Genomic DNA, 18,730 nt, shown 5'->3' on the forward strand with positions numbered 1-18,730 from the left:
AATCACCCGCATCCCGTATCCCTCGCACCCGGAAGAGAGACGCAGTATGAGCACTTCCGCATCCACCGACTGGCAGGCGCTCCCCGCGCCGAAGGACCCGCAGGGCTGGGTCGAGCGTGCCGCCGAGGTCGCCGCCGTACTCGCCACCGACGCCGCCGCCCGCGACCGGGCCGGCGCCACGCCGTACGCCGAGGTACAGCTGCTCAAGGACTCCGGACTGGTCACCCTCCTCGGGCCGGCCGAGCACGGCGGCGGCGGACAGGACTGGCCCACCGCCTACCGCGTGGTCCGCGAGGTCGCCAAGGCCGACGGCTCGATCGGCCAGCTGCTCGGCTACCACTACCTGTGGAACTGGGCCGCCCGCCTGGTCGGCACCCGCGAGCAGTGGGAGCACGTCGAGGCAGAGGCCGCCCGGCAGAAGTGGTTCTTCGGCGGCGCGGTCAACCCGCGCGACGACGACGTCGTCGTCACCGAGGACGGCGACGACCTGGTCTTCACCGGCCGCAAGAGCTTCTCGACCGGCAGCAGGATCTCCGACGTCACCGTGCTCGAAGGCGTGTTCGCGGGCACCGACCGGCATGTCTTCGCCATCGTGCCGTCCGACAGCGCGGGCCTGACCTTCCACGACGACTGGGACAACATCGGCCAGCGGCTCACCGAGAGCGGCGGGGTGACCCTCGACGGCGTCCGCACCCCCTGGGCGTCGGCCGCGGGCTATGTCGACAAGGAGTTCCGGCCGCGCACGTACAACACCCTCAATGTGCCCGTCATCCAGCTGGTCTTCGTCAACTTCTACCTCGGCATCGCCGCCGGCGCGCTGGAGACGGCCGCCGCCTACACCCGGACCACCTCCCGCCCCTGGCTGCACGGCGGGTACGACAGGGCGGTCGACGAGCCGCACGTCATCGACACCTACGGCGACCTGACCGCCAAGCTCTGGGCCGTCGAGGCGCTGGCCGACGCCGTCGCGCGCGAGGGCCAGCCGCTGCACGAGGACCCGGACGCGGTCACCGAGCAGGCCCGCGGCGAGTTCGAGGTACGGGTCGCGGCCGTCAAGGCCAGGGCCACCGAGGTCGCCCTGGAGGTCACCAGCCGGATCTTCGAGGTCACCGGCGCCCGCGCGACCGCCGGCGCCGAAGGGCTCGACCGCTTCTGGCGCAACGTCCGCACCCACACCCTGCACGACCCGGTCGCCTACAAGCGCCGCGAGGTCGGCCGCTACGCGCTGACCGGGGAACTCCCCGAACCCACCTGGTACTCCTGACCCGCGGTACGCGGTCCGGGCTCGCCGCCCGCCGTCGCCACACCGGCCGGCGGGCACGGGTCCGGGCCGCGTACCCCGTCCGGGGCACCCGTACCGCACTATTGTCCGATATACGCACCCGCCCGGCCCGCGGCACCCGTACCGCCCCGCACCGCCCGTACTCAGAAACGAGGGCCCATGGCCACCGTCCTGTCCGTCTCCGGAAGCCCCTCCGCCACCTCCCGCACCGGGCGGCTGCTGCGCCACCTCGACGCCCGGCTCACCGACCGGGGCCACACCGTCCTCCCGCTGGACGTACGGACCCTGCCCCCGGACGCCCTGCTCGGCGCCGACCCCGGGCACCCGGCGATCGCGGCGGCCGCCGAACTGTTCGCGCGGGCCGACGGCGTCGTCATCGGCACCCCCGTCTACAAGGCCGCCTACTCCGGCCTCCTCAAGTCCCTGCTCGACCTGCTGCCGCAGTACGCGCTGGCCGGCAAGACCGTACTGCCGCTGGCCACCGGCGGCTCCACCGCCCATGTGCTCGCCATCGACTACGCGCTGCGCCCGGTGCTGTCCGCGATGGGCGCCGCGCACATCGTCCAGGGCTGGTTCGTCCTGGACCGGTACATCGCCGTCGACGACGCCGGCGCGGTCCGCCTCGACCCCGCCGCGGCCGGGCCGCTCGGCCAGGTCGTCGACCAGTTCTCCGCCGCACTCGACCCCCTGGAGGCCCTTCGTGACCGCGCCGACGCAGTCGCCCTCTGAACCCCGCGCCGCCGCCCATGTCATCCGCGACAGCGCGGAGGCCCTGGCGACGGCCGTCGGGCTGGCCGCCGAATTCCGGCCGGGCGCCTCCCGGCGCGACGCCGAACGCGCCCTGCCCCACGCCGAGCTGGACCGGCTGTCGGCCTCCGGGCTGCTCGCCGTCACCGTCCCGGCCGAGTACGGGGGCGCCGACGTCGACGCCTCGGTCCTCGCCGAGATCTTCCGCGTGCTGGCCGCCGCCGACCCGAGCCTGGCGCAGATCCCGCAGAGCCACTTCGTGTACGTCAACGTGCTGCGCCGGCAGGGCACCCCGCAGCAGCAGGCGTTCTTCTTCGCCGAGGTGCTGGCGGGACGGCGCTTCGGCAACGCGCAGTCCGAGGCCGGCACCAAGCACGTACAGGACATCCGTACCCGGCTCGTCCCCGCCCCGGACGGCTCCTTCGTCCTGACCGGGGTCAAGCACTACTCCACGGGCGCGCTGTTCGCCGACTGGATCCCGGTGCTGGCCCGCGCCGAGGACGACACCCTGCACGTGGCCTACGTCCCCGCGGGCGCGCCCGGTGTCACCGTGGTCGACGACTGGGACGGCATGGGCCAGCGCACCACCGCGAGCGGCACGGTCCGGCTGGAGGGGGTACCGGTCCCGGCGGACCGCGTGGTGCCGCACCACCTCACCTTCACCGGGCCGCAACTGCACGGTGCCGTCGCCCAGTTGTTGCACGCCGCCATCGACGCGGGCATCGCGTCGGGCGCGCTGGCGGAAGCGGTCGGCTTCGTGCGGACCAGCAGCCGCCCCTGGTTCGAGAGCGGCTACGAGACCGCCGCCGAGGAACCGCTGCTCATCCAGCGGTTCGGCGAACTCGCCATCCGGGTACGGGCGTCCGACGCCCTGCTGGCCGCCGCCGCGCGGGCGGTGGACGCCGCCCGCGCCGACCTGACCGACGACAGCGCGGCCGAGGCGTCGATCGCGGTGGCCGCCGCGAAGACCTTCGCCGCGGGCGCCGCCGTGGAGGTCTCCGCCGCCCTGTTCGAGGTGGCGGGCACCCGTTCGGCCCTGGGCAGCCTCAATCTGAACCGCTACTGGCGGGACGCCCGTACCCACACCCTGCACGACCCGCCGCGCTGGAAGGTCCAGCACATCGGCCGCTACGTCCTCAGCGGCACCCGGCCGCCGCGCCACGGCCTGCTGTGACGCCGTGTCCGTCCGCCCGCCCGCGCGCCGCCACGGCGACGCCCGGCCGGGGCGGCGGCCGTCCGCAGGAGCCGTACCCCGGCGCACCCGAGCGCCACCGAGCCGCACCCGATCGGAGATCCCCCGTGAGCCTGACCTTCCACTGGTTCCTTCCCACCTACGGCGACAGCCGCCATGTCGTGGGCGGCGGCCACGGCACGCCCGTCGGCACGGCCGGCGGCGACCGCCCGGCCACCCTGGGCTACCTCACCCAGATCGCCCGCGCCGCCGAACAGCTCGGCTTCACCGGCGCGCTGACCCCGACCGGCGCCTGGTGCGAGGACGCCTGGCTGACCACCGCGATGCTCGCGCAGACCACCGAACGGCTGAAGTTCCTGGTCGCCTTCCGCCCCGGCCTGGTCTCGCCGACGCTCGCCGCGCAGATGGCCGCCACGTTCCAGCGGCACGCCCCCGGCCGGCTGCTGCTGAACGTCGTGACCGGCGGCGAGAGCCACGAGCAGCGCGCGTACGGCGACTTCCTGGACAAGGACAGCCGCTACGCGCGGACCGGCGAGTTCCTGGAGATCGTCCGCGGTCTGTGGGCGGGCCGGACCGTCGACCTCCAGGGCGAGCACCTGGCGGTCGAGGGCGCCAGACTGGCCCGGCTGCCGGACCCCGTGCCCGAGGTGTACTTCGGCGGCTCCTCACCGGCGGCCGGCGAGGTCGCGGCCCGGCACACGGACGTCTATCTGACGTGGGGCGAGCCGCCGGCCGCCGTCGCCGAGAAGATCGCCTGGATACGCGGCCTGGCGGAGAAGGAGGGCAGGACCGTACGGTTCGGGATCCGGCTGCACGTCATCCCGCGCGACACCTCGGAGCAGGCGTGGGCGGAGGCCCGCCGGCTGCTCGACGGCTTCGACCCGGCCGCCGTCGCCGCGATCCAGGCGGGCCTGGCCCGCAGCGAGTCCGAGGGCCAGAAGCGGATGCTCGCGCTGCACGGCGGCAGCACGGACGACCTGGAGATCTCGCCGAATCTGTGGGCGGGCATCGGCCTGGTACGGGGAGGGGCGGGCACCGCGCTGGTCGGCAGCCACACCGAGGTCGCCGACCGGATCGCGGAGTACCACGCCCTCGGCATCGAGGAGTTCGTGCTCTCGGGGCATCCGCACATCGAGGAGGCGTACTGGTTCGGGGAGGGCGTGCTGCCGCTGCTGCGCGACCGCGGCCTGTGGACCCACCCGGCCGGCCCCGCCACGTCCGGACCCACCCAGGTCCCCTTCGCCAACTGAGCCGCCGAGCCGCCCCCTCGGCGGCCGCGGCGGTGGCGCGCCGGGCCACCGACGGCGGTTGTGGCGGGGCGCGGCGGATCGCCGTACGCCTCCCGCGCCGCCCGGCCCCGGGCCGACTCAGGAGCTCAGGGCGTCAGGGCTCGCGGGAACGCCTCGGGAGCGGTCTCCTGGAGCCAGGTCAGATACCACTCGGCGAAGCCGGTCCGGCCACCGCGCTCGCCTCCCAGCGGGACGAGGGGCTGATCCGAGGCCCGGGGGTCGGACCACAGGTTCCCGCGCTCCTCGCCGGTGACCACCAGCCAGGTGTAGTACCCGCACCCCTCGTGGCCCAGCCGGATCGCGCCTGCGGTCATCGCCGGATACAGCTCGTCCTCGGCTGCGCGGAAGGCGGCAGCGGTACGTACCGCCGCGTCGCCGCCGTCCTCGCCGGCCGCCCGCGCGGCGTCCTCCAGGTCGTCCAACTGCCGTGTCCAGCAGGCCCGTTCCTCGTCGGTCGGAAAGGGCCGGGCGAGCAGCGGGCCGACGGGGTCCGGCGCTCCGCTCTCCGACCAGCCCCACACGCTGTCCCGGCGGGCGAGCGAGTCCAGCCCGTAGGTGCCCGGGCCGAATCCTCCCGCGCCGACCTCGCGGAGGAAGTCGCGGTACTCGGTCGGGAAGGACACGCCGAAATGCCATTCGGCCTCGGCCACTTGACGCTCCGTCAGTAGATCGTCCAGCAGCGGTGCGAGGCGTGGCACCGCCTCGCACCGGAGCAGGCGCCGCAGCCGGCTGCCCCGCGGTTCCGGCCGCAGCGCGAGCACCCGCTCGCGTACTCCGTCCCTCTCGCCCACCATGCCCCCGCCCGTGCGAGTCCGCGGGCGCCCCTTCACGGGCCCCGGCCGCCGGTTCATTCTTGCTGAGTCCGGGGGCGGCCGGGCTGTTATTCGGGCCAGGGGGACTCCAGGATGGTGGTGACGAAGTCGCCGCGCTGGAAACCGGGCAGGTAGTGGGCCAGTACATCGGCCTTGACGTTGCCGAAGGAGGTCTCCGGCTTGGGGCCGACGCCGTCGGTGAAGGCGGCCAGGATGCGGCGTTTGAAGTCCGGGCGCGGGTGCAGCGCGGTGATCGCGGCGCGGTCGGCGGGGTCGATGTCGTCGTAGCCGATGCCGAGCACGTCGTACTCGACGCCCGCGGTGACCAGGGCGACCTCGGGTTCCATGAACTCCGGGACGCCGGGCGTGGTGTGCAGGGCGATCGCCGTCCACACCCGGCGGACGCTGTCCTCGGGCACGTCGTGGGCGCGCAGGAAGCGGCGGGCCTCGTCGGCGCTGTCCACCTCGAAGCGGCGGCCGCTGCCGTGGAACCGTTCGCCCAGGCCCAGATCGTGGAACATCGCGCCGATGTAGAGCAGTTCGGGGTCGTGGCTCAGATCGCGGTTGCGGCCCTGGAGGCTGCCGAAGAGGAAGACGCGGCGCGAGTGGTGGTAGATCAGCTCGCTGGTGGTGTCGCGCACCAGGGCGGTGGCCTCGCGGGCCAGCTTGGTGTCGGGTACGTGTACGCCGGCCAGCGCCGGCGGGTCGTCCGTGGTCATGCTCGCGCCTTTCGTGTGATGCGGGCACCGGCTGTCCCGGCGGCACGTTCCATCCTGGCGCGCGGGGGCGATGCCTCACCCTGACCGTGGCGGGCGGGGCAACCCAGGGACACGGACAACCACTCCGGTGGCCTACGGGGTCCGGCGGGGGCGGGCCTCGCGCGGCGAGGGGGCGCGGTGGGCGCGGACCAGCCGTTCGTGTAATTGCGCAAGTCTTCAATTTGTTGGATTCTGTGGGCTGTGTCCGTAGGGGCGCTGCTCGCGCGGCCGGGCCAGGGCGGGCCCGGCCGGGTTCAGGGGGCGATCAGGAGAGCGAGGTTCCGTGCCGGTTCCGCTGTACCAGGCCAAGGCCGACTTCTTCCGGATGCTCGGGCATCCCGTGCGTATTCGTGTGCTGGAACTGCTGCGCGAGGGCCCGATGCCGGTGCGCGAGCTGCTGACGGCCATCGAGGTCGAGCCGTCGAACCTGTCGCAGCAACTCGCGGTGCTGCGGCGCTCGGGCATCGTGACCGCGACCCGGAACGGCTCGACCGTCGTCTACGAGCTGGCCGGTGGTGACGTGACGGAACTGATGCAGGCCGCGCGGCGAATCCTGACCGAGATGCTGGCCGGACGCAATGAGCTGCTGGAGGAGCTGCGGGACGCCGAGCCCGTCGGCGGCGAGTAGGCGCTCGGCGCGGGGCCGGACCTGGTACGTCTCCGCGCGGGCCGCGGTGGTGCCCCGCCCGGATCGTGGTGCCGGCCCGCGGCGGGATGCCGGATGCGTGTGACCGGCGGTGCCGAGCCGACCGGCGAGGTTGTTCGACACCGCCGAACCGTGCCGCGCGGGACTTCCGGCCATCGCGGCGGGAGACAGCCGCTCGGGGCGTCGGCCCCGAATTCCGCCGCCGCGGCGGGTCGCGGAACACACAGTCCGGACGAGGCAGGCTCGTCCCGCGGCGCGACACGGGGAACATCCGTGCCCATTGATAATGTAGGCAATTGATTACTTTGCCTGTGGCGGACAGGAACGCGGCCTGCGCCGCCCCCGACCGTGCGCAGTATCCGCGGTGCGGGCGGCGCCCCGCACCGAGCCACTGGGAGGCGGCCGCTGTGACCACACCCCTGTACCAGCTGAAAGCGGACTTCTTCAAAACGCTCGGGCATCCGGTGCGGATCCGCGTTCTGGAGCTGCTGAGCCAGCGTGAGCACGCGGTGGCGGAGATGCTGCCCGAGGCCGGGGTGGAGGCCGCCCATCTCTCGCAGCAGTTGGCGATCCTGCGTCGCGCGAATCTGGTGGCCACGCGCAAGGAGGGGTCCACGGTGTACTACCGGCTTACCAGCCCGGAGCTGGCCGATCTGCTCGCGGTGGCGCGCAGCATCCTCGGTGGGGTCCTGGCCGGACAGGCCGAACTCCTCGAAGACCTCAGGACCGCGTCGCCGTCCCCGAAGCGAGCCGCGCGCCGCGCCCGCCCCGCGTGAACGGGTCCCCGTGAGCCCGCTCACGGGGGCACCCGGCCGCCCCTGACGCCGGCCGGCCCGGCCGGCCCCGAGGATCGGCTCGTCCTTTGGCTGGGGGTGCGTATCCCCGGGAGAGCAGCCACGATGGCGCTGCGGTGGGCCATGGGGCTTGCCCCGTACGGTCGGTTCTTCGGCCCCTGGTCGGTGGTGGGTTGCTCGCGCAGTTCCCCGCGCCCCTCCGGGGCGTGTCTCCCCGCCACCCCAGCGGGGGCGGACACCTCCGGCACAAGGCCATGGGGCTTGCCCCGTACGGTCGGTTCTTCGGCTCCCGGTCGGTGGTGGGTTGCTCGCGCAGTTCCCCGCGCCCCTCCGGGGCGTGTCTCCTCGGCGCTGAGGCGGGGGTGCGTATCCCCGGGCCAAAGGCCATGACGGCGCCACCGCGGGCACGCGGTCCTGCCCCCGTACGGTCGGTTCGCCGTCCCGCGCGGGCCCGCGCTCGTACGTGCCTGGCCACCCGGAGGGGGGTCGTGTGTTGCGGGTTTTGGTAGTTGCTAATATTGGCAATTGGTGAGTTCCTTGTGCGGCGCCGCGACGGCCGACGCCCGTCGTCCGCGGGCCGGTGGCCGGTGTCCGCCCCGCCGAGGGCGCCGGGAAGTCGCCGCCGAGACCGAAGGGACACGCCAGTGGGCCTGTTGCGCAAGATCCTCGACACCGGACGGGTCGCGGAGCCGGCTCCGCCGCGCCCGGAGCAGGAACCGCCCGCCGCCGCCCGCGAGTTGGGCGGCTCCGCGCAGGTGCGGCACGTGGACGCCGGCTCCTGCAACGGGTGCGAGATCGAGATCGGCGCCGCGTTCGGCCCGGTGTACGACGCCGAACGCTACGGCGCGCGGCTCGTGGCCTCGCCCCGGCACGCGGACGTCGCCCTGGTGACCGGCCCGGTGACGCGGAACATGGCCGAGCCCCTGCGCCGCACGGTCGCGGCCATGTCCCGGCCCCGGCTGGTGCTCGCGGTCGGCGACTGCGCCATGAACTGCGGTGAGTTCGCCGGGGGTTACGGCGTCGAGGGCGCGGTCGCCGACATCGTGCCGGTGGACCTCGCCGTACCCGGCTGCCCTCCCGGGCCGGAGCGGATCGTGGCCGCGCTGCGCACGGTGACCGGCAGGTGAGTGCCGTCGGCGCCGCCCTGACAGCGGCGGCCGTCCTCGCCGCCGTCGCGGCCGCCGCCGGGACCTGGCTGCCGGCCCGGGCCCGGGTCACCTTGGCGGGAGTGTGCACCGCGGGCCTCGGCGCGGCCGGCCTGACCGCGGGCGTCGCGGCGCTCGGCGGGCAGAGCTGGTCCGCCGATCTGCCCGACCTGCTGCCGCTGGCCGGCGCGCACCTGGCGGTGGACGCCCTGTCGGGCCTGTTCATGGCCGTGGCCGGCGCCGTGGTGCTGGCCGTCGGGGTCTACGGCATCGGCTACGCGGGCGGCGGCCACGGCCTGTCCGGGCGGGGTGTGCAGGCCGTTCTGCCGGTCTTCGCCCTGACGCTGATCCTGGTCCCGGCGGCGGCCTCGGTGTCCACCTTCCTCGTGTTGTGGGAGCTGATGGCGCTGACATCGCTGGCGCTGGTGGTGGCCGAGCACCGCGAACGCGGCTCCGTGCGGGAGGCCGGGCTCTGGTACGCGGTCATGACCCATCTGGGCCTGGTGCTGCTGCTGGTGGGCCTCGCGTGGTTCGCCGCGGAAGCCGGCGGCGAGACCTTCACCGCGCTGCGCGCGGGCGCCGCCGGGATGTCACCGGCGGCCCGCGACACCGTGTTCGTGGCGGCGGGGCTCGGCTTCGCCTCCAAGGCCGGGATGGTGCCGCTGCACGCCTGGCTGCCGCGCGCCCACCCGGAGGCGCCCAGCCATGTGTCGGCCCTGATGAGCGCGGCGATGGTCAACCTCGGTGTGTACGGGATCGTCCGGCTGGGACTCGATCTGCTGGGCGGCGGGCCGCGCTGGTGGTGGTGGCTGGTCCTGGGCACGGGTGCGCTCTCGGCGGTCTACGGCATCCTCCAGGCCGCGATGGCCTCGGACCTCAAGCGGCTGCTGGCCTGGTCGACGTCGGAGAACCTGGGCCTGGTACTCGTCGGGGTCGGCGCGGCGGGCATGTTCAACGCCGCCGGGGACCGGCCGCTGGCCGTGCTGGCGCTGGCCGCGGCCCTGCTGCACACCGTCAACCATGCCGCTTTCAAGGCGCTGCTGTTCTGCGCGGCCGGCTCGGTGCTGCACGCCACCGGACTGCGCGACCTGGACCGCCTCGGCGGGCTGCGGGCGCGGATGCCGGTGACCGCCGGGCTGTTCGCGCTCGCGGCGCTCGGCGCGGTGGCGCTGCCACCGGGCAACGGCTTCACCGGCGAGTGGCTGCTGCTCCAGACGCTGATCCACGGCCTGGCCGTCCCCGGGGTGTCCACCGCGATCATGCTGCCGGTGGCGGTCGCCGCGATCGCCCTGTCGGCCGGGCTGGCCGCCGCCGTCTTCGTCAAGGCGCTGGGCGTCGGCTTCTTCGCCCGGCCGCGCAGCCCCCAGGCGGAGCGCGCCCGGGAGAGCCCGCCCACGATGCTCGCCGGGATGGGGCTGCTGGCGCTCGCCTGCGCGGCCCTGGCACTGGCACCGGGGGCGCTGGCCCCCGGCCTGGACCGCGCCGCGGCGGCCGCCGGTCTCTCCGGGGGCCGCCAACTGTCCGGCGGGGGACTGCGACTGAGTCTCCATCAGGTCTCCGCGTCGCTGTGGCCGCTGTGGACCGCGGGCGCGCTCGCCGTGGCACTGGCCGCCGTACTGGCACTGACCCGCGCCGCCGGGCGCCGTGAGCGCCGCGGGCAGGCCAGGCTGTGGGACTGCGGCGGCGGGGCGCCGACACCGCGCATGGCCTACACCGCGACCTCCTTCGCCGAACCCCTCCAGCGCGTCTTCGACGACGTGCTCGCCCCCGAACAGGACGTGGACATCACTCCCGTACGCGAGTCGGCCTACCTGGTGGAGCGGGTCCGCTTCCAGCACCGGGTCCCCGACCGGATCGAGCACCGGCTCTACCGGCCCGTGCTGTCCGCGCTGACCGGCCTGGGCACCGCCGCCCGGCGGCTGGCGGCCGGCAGCGTGCACACGTACCTCGGCTACGGGTTCTGCGCGGTCGTGGTCCTGCTCGTCGTGCTCGCGGTGATCCAGTGAGGGGCGCGGGCGCGGCGGGCGTGGCCGCGCAGGTTGTCGTGGTGGTCGCCGGGGCCCCGCTGCTGGCCGGGCTGATGCGGCAGGTACGGGCCCGGATGGAGGGCCGGGCCGGCGCCGGGGTCCGGCAGCCGTGGCGGGACCTGCGCAAACTCCTGCGCAAGGAGCCGGTCACACCGGTCGGCACCGGACCCGCCTTCCGGGTCGCGCCGCTGCTGCTGGTCGCCACCACCGCCGTGGTGGCCGCGCTGCTGCCGCTGGTCTCGACCGACACCCCGGTCAGCGGCCGCGCCGACCTGATCGTCGTGGTGGCGCTGCTGGCGCTGGGCACGGTCGCGCTCGCGCTGGCCGGCCTGGACACCGGCACCGCCTTCGGCGGCATGGGCGCCTCACGGGAGATGACGGTCGCCGCCCTGGTCGAACCGACGATCCTGCTCGCGGTCTTCGCCCTGTCGATACCGTCCGGGTCCACCAATCTGGCGGCCATCGTCTCCGGCGCCGCCGACGACCCGGCCCGGTCGGCCTCACCGGCCGGCCTGCTGGCGATCGCCGCGCTGGCCGTGGCCGTCCTCGCCGAGACCGGCCGGCTGCCGGTGGACAACCCCTCCACCCACCTCGAACTCACCATGATCCACGAGGCGATGGTCCTGGAGTACGCGGGCCCCGACCTCGCGCTGGTGGAACTGGGCGCGCAGATGCGCCTGGCCGTTCTGCTGGGCCTGCTGACCTCCCTGTTCGCGCCCTGGGGCATCGCCACCACCGCGACCTGGGCGGCGCTGGCCGTGGGCCTGGCGCTGCTGGTCGTGAAGGTGACGCTGCTGGGGGCCGTGCTCGCCGCGGCCGAGGTCTTCTGGGCCAAGGTCCGGCTGTTCCGCGTACCCGAGCTGCTGGCCGGGTCGTTCCTGCTCGCGCTGCTCGCCGTGGCGGCGTCGTTCTTCCTGAACGGGAGGTGAGGGGAGACATGAGCGACAGCGCCTACACGCAGATGCTCGACCTGGCCTGCGGAGCGTTCCTGCTCGCGGCCGTGGTGGTGCTCTGGCGCCGCGATCTCGCCGCCGCCGTACGGGTCTTCGCGCTCCAGGGGCTGGCGCTCGCGGCCGTCGCCGCGTTGCTCGGATGGCACGAGGACCGGTGGGACGTGCTGGCCGTCGCCGCCGGGATCGCTGTGCTGCGCGCCTGGGCGCTGCCGCTGCTGCTGCGCCGCGCGCTGTCCGCCGACGGCGCCGCCCGTGAGACCCAGCCGCTGGTCAACGTGGCGGCGTCGCTGCTGTCCGCCGCCGCCCTGACCCTGCTCGCCTACGCCGTCTCCCGCCCCCTGGTGGCGCTGAACCCCACCCCCGCCACCCGGGCGCTGCCGGTCGGTCTGGCCGTGGTCCTGATCGGCTTCTTCGTCCTGGTCACCCGGCGGCGCGCGCTGTCCCAGGTCGTCGGCTTCCTGCTGCTGGACAACGGCATCACCGCCGTGGCCTTCCTGGCCACCTCGGGAGTGCCGCTCATCGTCGAACTCGGCGTCTCCTTCGACGTCCTGCTCGCCGTCCTGGTCCTGCGACTGCTCACCACCCGGATGCGGGCGGCCTTCGGCCACACCGACCTCGACGACCTGCGGGAGCTGCACGACTGATGAACCCCGCCGCCACCACCGTCGTCCTTTGCGCGCCCGTCGGCGTACCGCTGATCACCGCGGCCGCCTTCGCCGGAGCCCGCCGGCTGACCGCGTGGGCCGCACTCGTCTCCCCGGCCGCCGTCCTGGCCTGCGGGGTGACGCTCGCCGCCACCGTCACCGGCCACGGCCCGGTGGCCACCGGCGACCGCCTGCTGCGCGCCGACGCCCTGACGGCCTGGATGCTGCTGGTCGTCGGCGCGGTCGCCGCGCTGGCCTGCGCCGCGAGCCCGGCCCATCTGGACCGGGAACGCGCCGCCGGACACACCGACGACCGCGGCGCCCGGCAGTACCACATGCTCGTCCACGCCTTCCTGGCCGCCATGTGCGCGGCCGTCCTGGCGGGCAACCTCGGAGTGCTGTGGGTCGCCATCGAGGCCACCACCATCGTGACCGCCTTCCTGGTCGGCCACCGCCGCACCCGCGCCTCGGTCGAGGCGGCCTGGAAGTACGTGGTGATCTGCTCGGCCGGCATCGCGCTGGCCTTCCTGGGCACGGTGCTGATCTACTACGCCGCCCGGCAGGCCGGGATCTCCGAGGGCTCGGCCCTGGACTGGCCGACCCTGGTCGCCCACGCCGACCGGCTCGATCCCGACGTCACCCGCCTGGGTACGGCCCTGATCGTCATCGGCTTCGGCGCCAAGGCCGGGCTCGTACCCCTGCACGCCTGGCTGCCCGACGCCCACAGCCAGGCCCCCGCGCCCGTCTCCGCCCTGATGTCCGGCGTCCTGCTCGCGGTCTCCTTCACCGCCGTCCTGCGCTACAAGGTGATCGCCGACGCGGCCCTGGGCCCGGAATTCACCCGCGTGCTGCTGGCCGCGGCCGCGCTGCTCACCTTGGCGCTGGCCGCCTCCGTGCTGCTCGGCCAGCGCGACTACAAGCGGATGCTGGCCTACTCCAGCATGGAACACATGGCCCTGATCGCGCTGGGCGGTGCCATCGGCAGCCCCCTGGCCATCGCCGCCGTCCTGCTGCACATCGCCGGGCACGGCCTGGCCAAGACCGTGGCCTTCACCTCCTCCGGCCATCTGCTGCACCTGCGGCACACCACCCGCATCGGACGGGTGCGCGGTCTGCTGACCCGCGCCCCGGGCCTCGGCGCCGCCTTCGCCCTGGCGGCGGTGGCACTGCTCGCGCTGCCGCCGTTCAGCCTCTTCGCCTCCGAACTGGGCATCGTGCGGGCCGGGTTCGCCGCCGGGATGGGCTGGCCCACCGCCGTCGCCCTGGTCCTGGTGCTGGTCGCGTTCGCCGCGCTGGCTGCCCGGGTCGGCCATATGCTCCTCGGCCCGCCCGCGACCACCGCCGAGCCCGTACGGCTGGGCGCCGCCGCGGGACTGCCCCTGGCCGCCGGGCTGCTGGTCTGCGCGGCCCTGGGCGTCACGACCTGGCCGCTGACCCACCTCCTCACCGACGCCGCCGCGATCATCGGAGGGCACTGAGCCATGGACCCCCGGCCCCCAGCCCGCACCCGGACGGACGTCCCCGCCCACGAACTGCCCCGCCGGGTCGGGGAACTCCTGGACGGCGGACAGCGCCTGGCCCTGATCGCCGCCCACCACGACGGCCCCGACGCCCCCGGCGGCCGGGCCGTACGCCTGGTCTACCTCTTCGTGTCGGGACCCCCCGACACCCGGGCCGAACTGCATGTCCGGCTCGACCCGGACGCGCCCCGGCTGCCGTCCGTCGCCCATCTGTCCTTCCCCGGGGGCCGGTTCGAGCGGGAGATGGCCGACCTGCACGGCATCACCCTCCTGGACCATCCACGGCCCCGCCGGCTGGTCCGCCACTTCCACTGGCCGCGCGGCTGGTACCCGATGCGCCCCGACGCCGGGCCGCCGCCGCCCTTCGGCGCCCAGGAGGGCCCGTACCCCTTCCTGGAGGTCCAGGGCGACGGCGTCTACGAGATCCCCGTCGGCCCGGTCCACGCCGGTCTGATCGAACCCGGGCACTTCCGGTTCTCCGTCGTCGGCGAGACCATCATCAAGCTCAAGGCCCGGCTGTGGTTCGTACACAAGGGCATCGAGCGGCTCTTCCAGGGCCGTACGGCGCCGGGCGGACTGCCGCTGGCCGAGCGGATCAGCGGCGACACCGCCGTCGGCCACGCGCTGGCCTACTGCCTCGCCGTCGAGGAGGCCGCCGGGATCACCGTCCCCGACCAGGCCCGCCGCGCCCGCGCCCTGCTCCTGGAACTCGAACGCCTCCACAACCACGTCGCCGACATCGGCGCGCTGTGCAACGACGTCGGCCACAGCGTGCTCAACTCCCAGGCGCTGCGCGTCCGTGAGCGGCTGCTGCGGCTCAACCACGACGTCACCGGGCACCGGCTGCTGCGCGGCGGCGTCACGGTCGGCGGCGCCGTGCTGCGGTCCGTCCCCGACCCGGCCCCGATGAGAGCCCTGGGGGAGGACATCCGCGAGATCGTCGCCCTGGCCCTCGGCCACACCACCGTGCGCGACCGCTTCACCGGCACCGCCCGACTCCCCGCGCGGGCCGCCCGGGACCTGGGCTGCCTGGGATACGTCGCCCGCGCCAGCTCGCTGCCCGCCGACGCCCGCTCGGGTCACCCGTTCCTGGCGCCGGGACCGGACTTCACCGTCCCCGTGCACAGCGGCGGGGACGTCCTGGCGCGCTTCCTGGTCAGGGCCGAGGAGATCGACGTGTCCCTCGCCCTGGTCGAGCACTTCGCCGACGGCCTGGCGCCGGCCGCCACGGGGTCGGATTCGCCGCGGACCGGTCCCGGGGACGGGGTCGGCATCGTGGAGGGTTGGCGGGGCACGATCACCACCCGGGTCGAACTCGCCCCCGACGGCACCCTGGCCCGGGTGAAGCCGGTCGACCCGTCGTTCTTCAACTGGCCCGCCCTGCCCGTCGCCCTGGCCGACACGATCGTCCCGGACTTCCCGCTGACCAACAAGAGCTTCAATCTCTCGTACGCCGGGAACGACCTCTGAGCCGCCGTCACGTGCCCGCCGCTCGGGAGGGCCGCGGTCGGGCCCCCAAGTAGGCTTCGAGCCAGCGCAGTTGACGGTCGGTGTGCAGGGCCTCGCCGCCCTCGTGGTGGTTGAAGGGGTAGACATGAACGGTCCGGTCCACCGCCGCGCCGCCGTCGGCGCCGTACTGGTTGTACGCCGCGAAGACGGTGCTGGGCGGGCAGATCGTGTCGCGCAGGCCCAGCCCGAAGTGCGCCGGGGCCGACGCGCGCCGGGCGAAGGCCACACCGTCGACGTAGGACAGCGTCCGGCGCACCCGGGTCTCCGCCTCGCGGTGGACGGCGAGATACGCGACCACCTCGCCGTACGGGCCCGCGTCGGTGATCTCGATCGCGCGCTGGAGGTGGCACAGGAAGGGCGCGGAGGCCATCAGCGCGGCGAGGTCCGGTACGAGCCCCGCGACCGCCAGGGCGACCCCGCCGCCCTGGCTGTTGCCCACCGCCGCCACCCGCGCGGGGTCGACGCCCGGCAGGGCGCGGACCGCGGCGACGGCCCGTACCCCGTCGGTGATCAGCCGCCGGTAGTAGTAGTCCTCGGGGGAGAGGATGCCCCGGGTCACCGGGCCGGGACCGCCGAGGGCGCCGCCGCGCGGGTCGGGGGTGTCGCCGCCGCTGCCGTACTGGTCGGCCTGCCCCCGGTTGTCCATCAGCAGATGCGCGTAGCCGGCCGCCGCCCACGTCAGCCGCTCCTGCGGCAGCCCGCGGCCGCGTCCGTAACCCGGGAACTCGACCACCGCGGGCAGCGCCGCCGCCGCGCCACGGGGCCGGGTGAACCAGGCGCGGACCGGGTCGCCGCCGAAGCCCGCGAAGGTCACGTCCCAGGTGTCGACCAGGGCCAGCGCGGTGTCCACCGGGCGGACGTCGACGATGACCGGCGCGGCGTCGGCCTCCTTCAGCGTCGAGCGCCAGAACACGTCGAAGTCGTCGGGCTCCGGCACCACCGGGGCGTACCTCTCCAGCTCACCGAGCGGAAGGTCGAACAGGGCCATGAGTCCTCCATGCGTGCGGCCGGTGCGCCCGGTTGTCCGTGGACGACCCTCGGACGGCCGTCCACGGACCGCACCGCGGCGACGGCCGGACCGGCCGTCGCCGCGGTGCGCGGCCCGACCGCTGAAACGGAACCCGTCAGGGTGAGTACCGCACGGCCGGGACGTCGAAACTTTCGAAATACACCCAAGTACGCCCCCCGGCCCAAGGGCTGAACCAGCGGCGAATATATGCCACTGAGCCCGCTGTGGCCAGGCCGGAAACCTGAACTCCTGCCTCTTGACACCCCTTCTGTCACGTCCCTAGGCTGCCCGACACATTAGGTAATATCAGCGAAACTTTCGGCTTCGCGCACTCTCCCTGCCGCCTTTCTGGACAGCCCCCCACGGCCGTACCAGCGCGCGCGGCCGGGGGCGTGTGTCCCCCCACCGCACCGGAGGCCGGTTGATGAGCACGACCAGGACGGTGGACCCGCCGTCCGAAGGGCGCGCCCCGGGCCGGGCCAAACCCGTCCCGGTCCGCCGCACTTGGCGGCAGTCGCTGCGCCGGGACTGGCAGCTGTACTCCCTCGCGGTGCTGCCGCTGCTGTTCTTCGCGGTCTTCCGCTATCTGCCGATGATCGGCAATGTGATCGCCTTCCGGCGGTTCCAGCCCGGCGGCAGCATGTTCGGCGAGCACTGGGTCGGTCTGCGGTACGTGAAGATGTTCTGGAGCGACCCCACGTTCTGGGACGTCTTCACCAACACGCTCGTGATGGGCCTGCTGACGCTGGTGTTCTGCTTCCCGATGCCGATCGTGCTGGCACTGCTGCTGAACGAGCTGCGCAGCCGTTCGCTCAAGCGGTTCGTGCAGTCGGTGTCGTATCTGCCGCACTTCCTGTCCACGGTGATCGTGGCCGGCGTCGTGATGCAGTTCCTGGCCGCGGACGGACCGGTCAACCAGGCGCTGCACCACTTCGGGCACTCGCCGATCCTCTTCATCCAGCAGCCCGGATGGTTCCGCTCGATCTACGTCTCCTCCGAGATGTGGCAGACCACGGGCTGGGGAACGATCCTCTATCTCGCCGCGCTGACGTCCATCGACGAGAACCTCTACGAGGCGGCGCGGATCGACGGCGCCAACCGGTGGAAGCAGACCTGGCACGTCACCCTGCCCGGCATCCGGCCGACCATGGTCACGCTGCTGATCCTCAACATCGGCACCTTCATGGCGGTCGGGTTCGAGAAGATCCTGCTGCTCTACAACCCGCTGACCTATCCGACGGCGGACGTGGTCTCCACGTACCTGTACCGCATGGGCGTGCTCTCCAACAACTTCAGCTACGCCGCCGCGATCGGGCTGTTCGAGTCCGTGATCGGGCTGGTGCTGATCGTGTCGGCCAACCGGATATCCCGTCGCACAGTGGGGACCAGCCTGTGGTGATCCCGGACAGAACCCGTGCCGTACGGCGCTCCGCGCGCACGTCGGTACGGACCCCCACCCGCGGCTACCGGGTCTTCCAGGCGGTCAACGCGCTCGTGCTGACCGGCGTCGTCGTGGTGACGCTGTACCCGATCGTCAACATCCTCGCCCGCTCCTTCAGCAGCGAGGGCTACATCCGCGCCGGCCGGGTGAACCTGGTCCCGCGCGGCTTCAACGTGACGACCTACAAGGCCGTGCTGACCAACCCGATGTTCTGGACGGACTACCGCAACACGGTGGTCTACACGGTGGTCGCCACCGTCGTCTCGATGGTGCTGACGACCTGTTACGCGTATGTGCTGTCCAAGAAGGATCTGCGCGGGCGCAATTTCCTGGTGGGGATCGCGGTCTTCACCATGTTCTTCACCGGCGGCCTGATCCCGAACTACATCCTGGTCACCACCCTGGGCCTGAAGAACAGCGTGTGGGCGATCGCGCTGCCCAACGCCATCAGCGTCTTCAACCTGCTGGTGATGAAGGCGTTCTTCGAGGGCCTGCCGGTCGAACTGGAGGAAGCCGCCGCCATCGACGGCCTGAACACCTACCGCATCCTGCTGCGCGTGGTGCTGCCGCTGTCCAAGGCCGTGGTCGCCACGATGGTGCTCTTCTACGCCGTCTCCTTCTGGAACTCGTGGTTCGCCGCCTTCCTCTACATGGACCGCTCGGACCTCTTCCCCGTGACGGTCTATCTGCGCAATCTGATCGCCGGCGCGACCTCCTCGACGTCCGTCGGCTTCACCGGCACCGACGCGGTGGCGGCGGCCGCCAACATCCAGTCGGTGACCATCGTCCTCACCACGCTCCCGATCCTGGCCGTGTACCCCTTCGTCCAGAGGTACTTCGTCTCAGGGGTCACGCTCGGCGCGGTCAAGGGCTGACGCCGCCAGAGGTACCCACACTCCCCCCACACGGCCGCGGCAACCGCCCGCGGCAGTTCGTCCCCCAACCCCGACCCCGTGTCGGCG

The 18,730-nt window shown here is 73.5% G+C and carries 17 protein-coding genes; 14 read left to right on the forward strand and 3 right to left on the reverse strand.

The window, feature by feature from the left end:
* Positions 1-46: 46 nt before the first annotated feature.
* From OHA30_RS32450 to OHA30_RS32465, 4 genes are all read left to right on the forward strand, one after another.
* Entirely contained in the window at positions 47-1,264 is a 1,218-nt protein-coding gene (locus OHA30_RS32450) for an acyl-CoA dehydrogenase family protein (protein ID WP_328917435.1), read from the forward strand.
* Positions 1,265-1,441: 177 nt separating this feature from the next.
* Positions 1,442-2,011 (forward strand): NADPH-dependent FMN reductase, encoded by a 570-nt coding sequence (ssuE, locus tag OHA30_RS32455; RefSeq protein ID WP_328917436.1) that lies wholly within the window; start codon positions 1,442-1,444, stop codon positions 2,009-2,011.
* Entirely contained in the window at positions 1,983-3,203 is a 1,221-nt protein-coding gene (locus OHA30_RS32460) for an SfnB family sulfur acquisition oxidoreductase (protein WP_328917437.1), read from the forward strand. Before ssuE ends, OHA30_RS32460 begins: the two co-directional genes overlap by 29 nt.
* Positions 3,204-3,328: 125 nt before the next feature.
* Positions 3,329-4,471 carry an LLM class flavin-dependent oxidoreductase gene (locus OHA30_RS32465; protein WP_328917438.1) on the forward strand — a complete coding sequence of 381 codons (1,143 nt, stop codon included), beginning with the start codon at positions 3,329-3,331 and terminating at the stop codon, positions 4,469-4,471.
* A 125-nt stretch (positions 4,472-4,596) separates the two neighbouring features.
* Here OHA30_RS32465 and OHA30_RS32470 read toward each other — a convergent pair whose 3' ends face one another.
* Together OHA30_RS32470 and OHA30_RS32475 are read right to left on the reverse strand one after the other, a co-directional pair.
* A complete protein-coding gene (locus tag OHA30_RS32470; RefSeq protein WP_328917439.1) occupies positions 4,597-5,304 on the reverse strand; it encodes an SMI1/KNR4 family protein in 708 nt (235 codons plus the stop codon).
* A gap of 86 nt (positions 5,305-5,390) precedes the next feature.
* A complete protein-coding gene (locus OHA30_RS32475) occupies positions 5,391-6,041 on the reverse strand; it encodes an HD domain-containing protein (protein WP_328917440.1) in 651 nt (216 codons plus the stop codon).
* 322 nt (positions 6,042-6,363) lie between these two features.
* On the opposite strand from OHA30_RS32475, the gene OHA30_RS32480 reads away from it, so the two are divergent.
* The 8 genes from OHA30_RS32480 to OHA30_RS32515 all read left to right on the forward strand — a co-directional run bounded on the left by OHA30_RS32480 (position 6,364) and on the right by OHA30_RS32515 (position 15,279).
* Positions 6,364-6,708 carry an ArsR/SmtB family transcription factor gene (locus tag OHA30_RS32480; RefSeq protein WP_328917441.1) on the forward strand — a complete coding sequence of 115 codons (345 nt, stop codon included), beginning with the start codon at positions 6,364-6,366 and terminating at the stop codon, positions 6,706-6,708.
* Positions 6,709-7,133: 425 nt separating this feature from the next.
* Positions 7,134-7,502, forward strand: coding sequence for an ArsR/SmtB family transcription factor (locus tag OHA30_RS32485; RefSeq protein ID WP_328917442.1), 369 nt, complete (start codon positions 7,134-7,136; stop codon positions 7,500-7,502).
* A gap of 662 nt (positions 7,503-8,164) precedes the next feature.
* Complete coding sequence (locus OHA30_RS32490; protein ID WP_328917443.1) at positions 8,165-8,647, forward strand: NADH-quinone oxidoreductase subunit B family protein; 483 nt, start codon at positions 8,165-8,167, stop codon at positions 8,645-8,647.
* Positions 8,644-10,671 carry a proton-conducting transporter transmembrane domain-containing protein gene (locus OHA30_RS32495; RefSeq protein ID WP_328917444.1) on the forward strand — a complete coding sequence of 676 codons (2,028 nt, stop codon included), beginning with the start codon at positions 8,644-8,646 and terminating at the stop codon, positions 10,669-10,671. The genes OHA30_RS32490 and OHA30_RS32495 overlap by 4 nt, the downstream gene beginning before the upstream one ends.
* A gap of 20 nt (positions 10,672-10,691) precedes the next feature.
* Positions 10,692-11,621: a respiratory chain complex I subunit 1 family protein gene (locus OHA30_RS32500; protein ID WP_328917445.1), complete on the forward strand. Its 930-nt coding sequence runs from the start codon at positions 10,692-10,694 to the stop codon at positions 11,619-11,621.
* 8 nt (positions 11,622-11,629) lie between these two features.
* On the forward strand, positions 11,630-12,289 hold the full coding sequence (locus OHA30_RS32505) for a hypothetical protein (RefSeq protein WP_328917446.1): 660 nt from the start codon (positions 11,630-11,632) through the stop codon (positions 12,287-12,289).
* Entirely contained in the window at positions 12,289-13,767 is a 1,479-nt protein-coding gene (locus tag OHA30_RS32510) for a proton-conducting transporter transmembrane domain-containing protein (protein ID WP_328917447.1), read from the forward strand. The genes OHA30_RS32505 and OHA30_RS32510 overlap by 1 nt, the downstream gene beginning before the upstream one ends.
* Positions 13,768-13,770: 3 nt before the next feature.
* Positions 13,771-15,279 carry a hydrogenase large subunit gene (locus OHA30_RS32515; RefSeq protein ID WP_328917448.1) on the forward strand — a complete coding sequence of 503 codons (1,509 nt, stop codon included), beginning with the start codon at positions 13,771-13,773 and terminating at the stop codon, positions 15,277-15,279.
* A 7-nt stretch (positions 15,280-15,286) separates the two neighbouring features.
* Here the strand turns inward: OHA30_RS32515 and OHA30_RS32520 are convergent, their stop codons facing one another.
* Positions 15,287-16,306 (reverse strand): acetylxylan esterase, encoded by a 1,020-nt coding sequence (locus OHA30_RS32520; RefSeq protein WP_328917449.1) that lies wholly within the window; start codon positions 16,304-16,306, stop codon positions 15,287-15,289.
* Between the two features lie 445 nt (positions 16,307-16,751).
* On the opposite strand from OHA30_RS32520, the gene OHA30_RS32525 reads away from it, so the two are divergent.
* Together OHA30_RS32525 and OHA30_RS32530 are read left to right on the forward strand one after the other, a co-directional pair.
* Complete coding sequence (locus tag OHA30_RS32525) at positions 16,752-17,726, forward strand: ABC transporter permease (protein WP_328917450.1); 975 nt, start codon at positions 16,752-16,754, stop codon at positions 17,724-17,726.
* On the forward strand, positions 17,723-18,643 hold the full coding sequence (locus OHA30_RS32530; RefSeq protein WP_328917451.1) for a carbohydrate ABC transporter permease: 921 nt from the start codon (positions 17,723-17,725) through the stop codon (positions 18,641-18,643). Before OHA30_RS32525 ends, OHA30_RS32530 begins: the two co-directional genes overlap by 4 nt.
* The last annotated feature ends 87 nt before the right edge of the window (positions 18,644-18,730 follow it).

It is taken from the genome of Streptomyces sp. NBC_00223 (assembly GCF_036199905.1).
GTDB lineage: Bacteria > Actinomycetota > Actinomycetes > Streptomycetales > Streptomycetaceae > Actinacidiphila.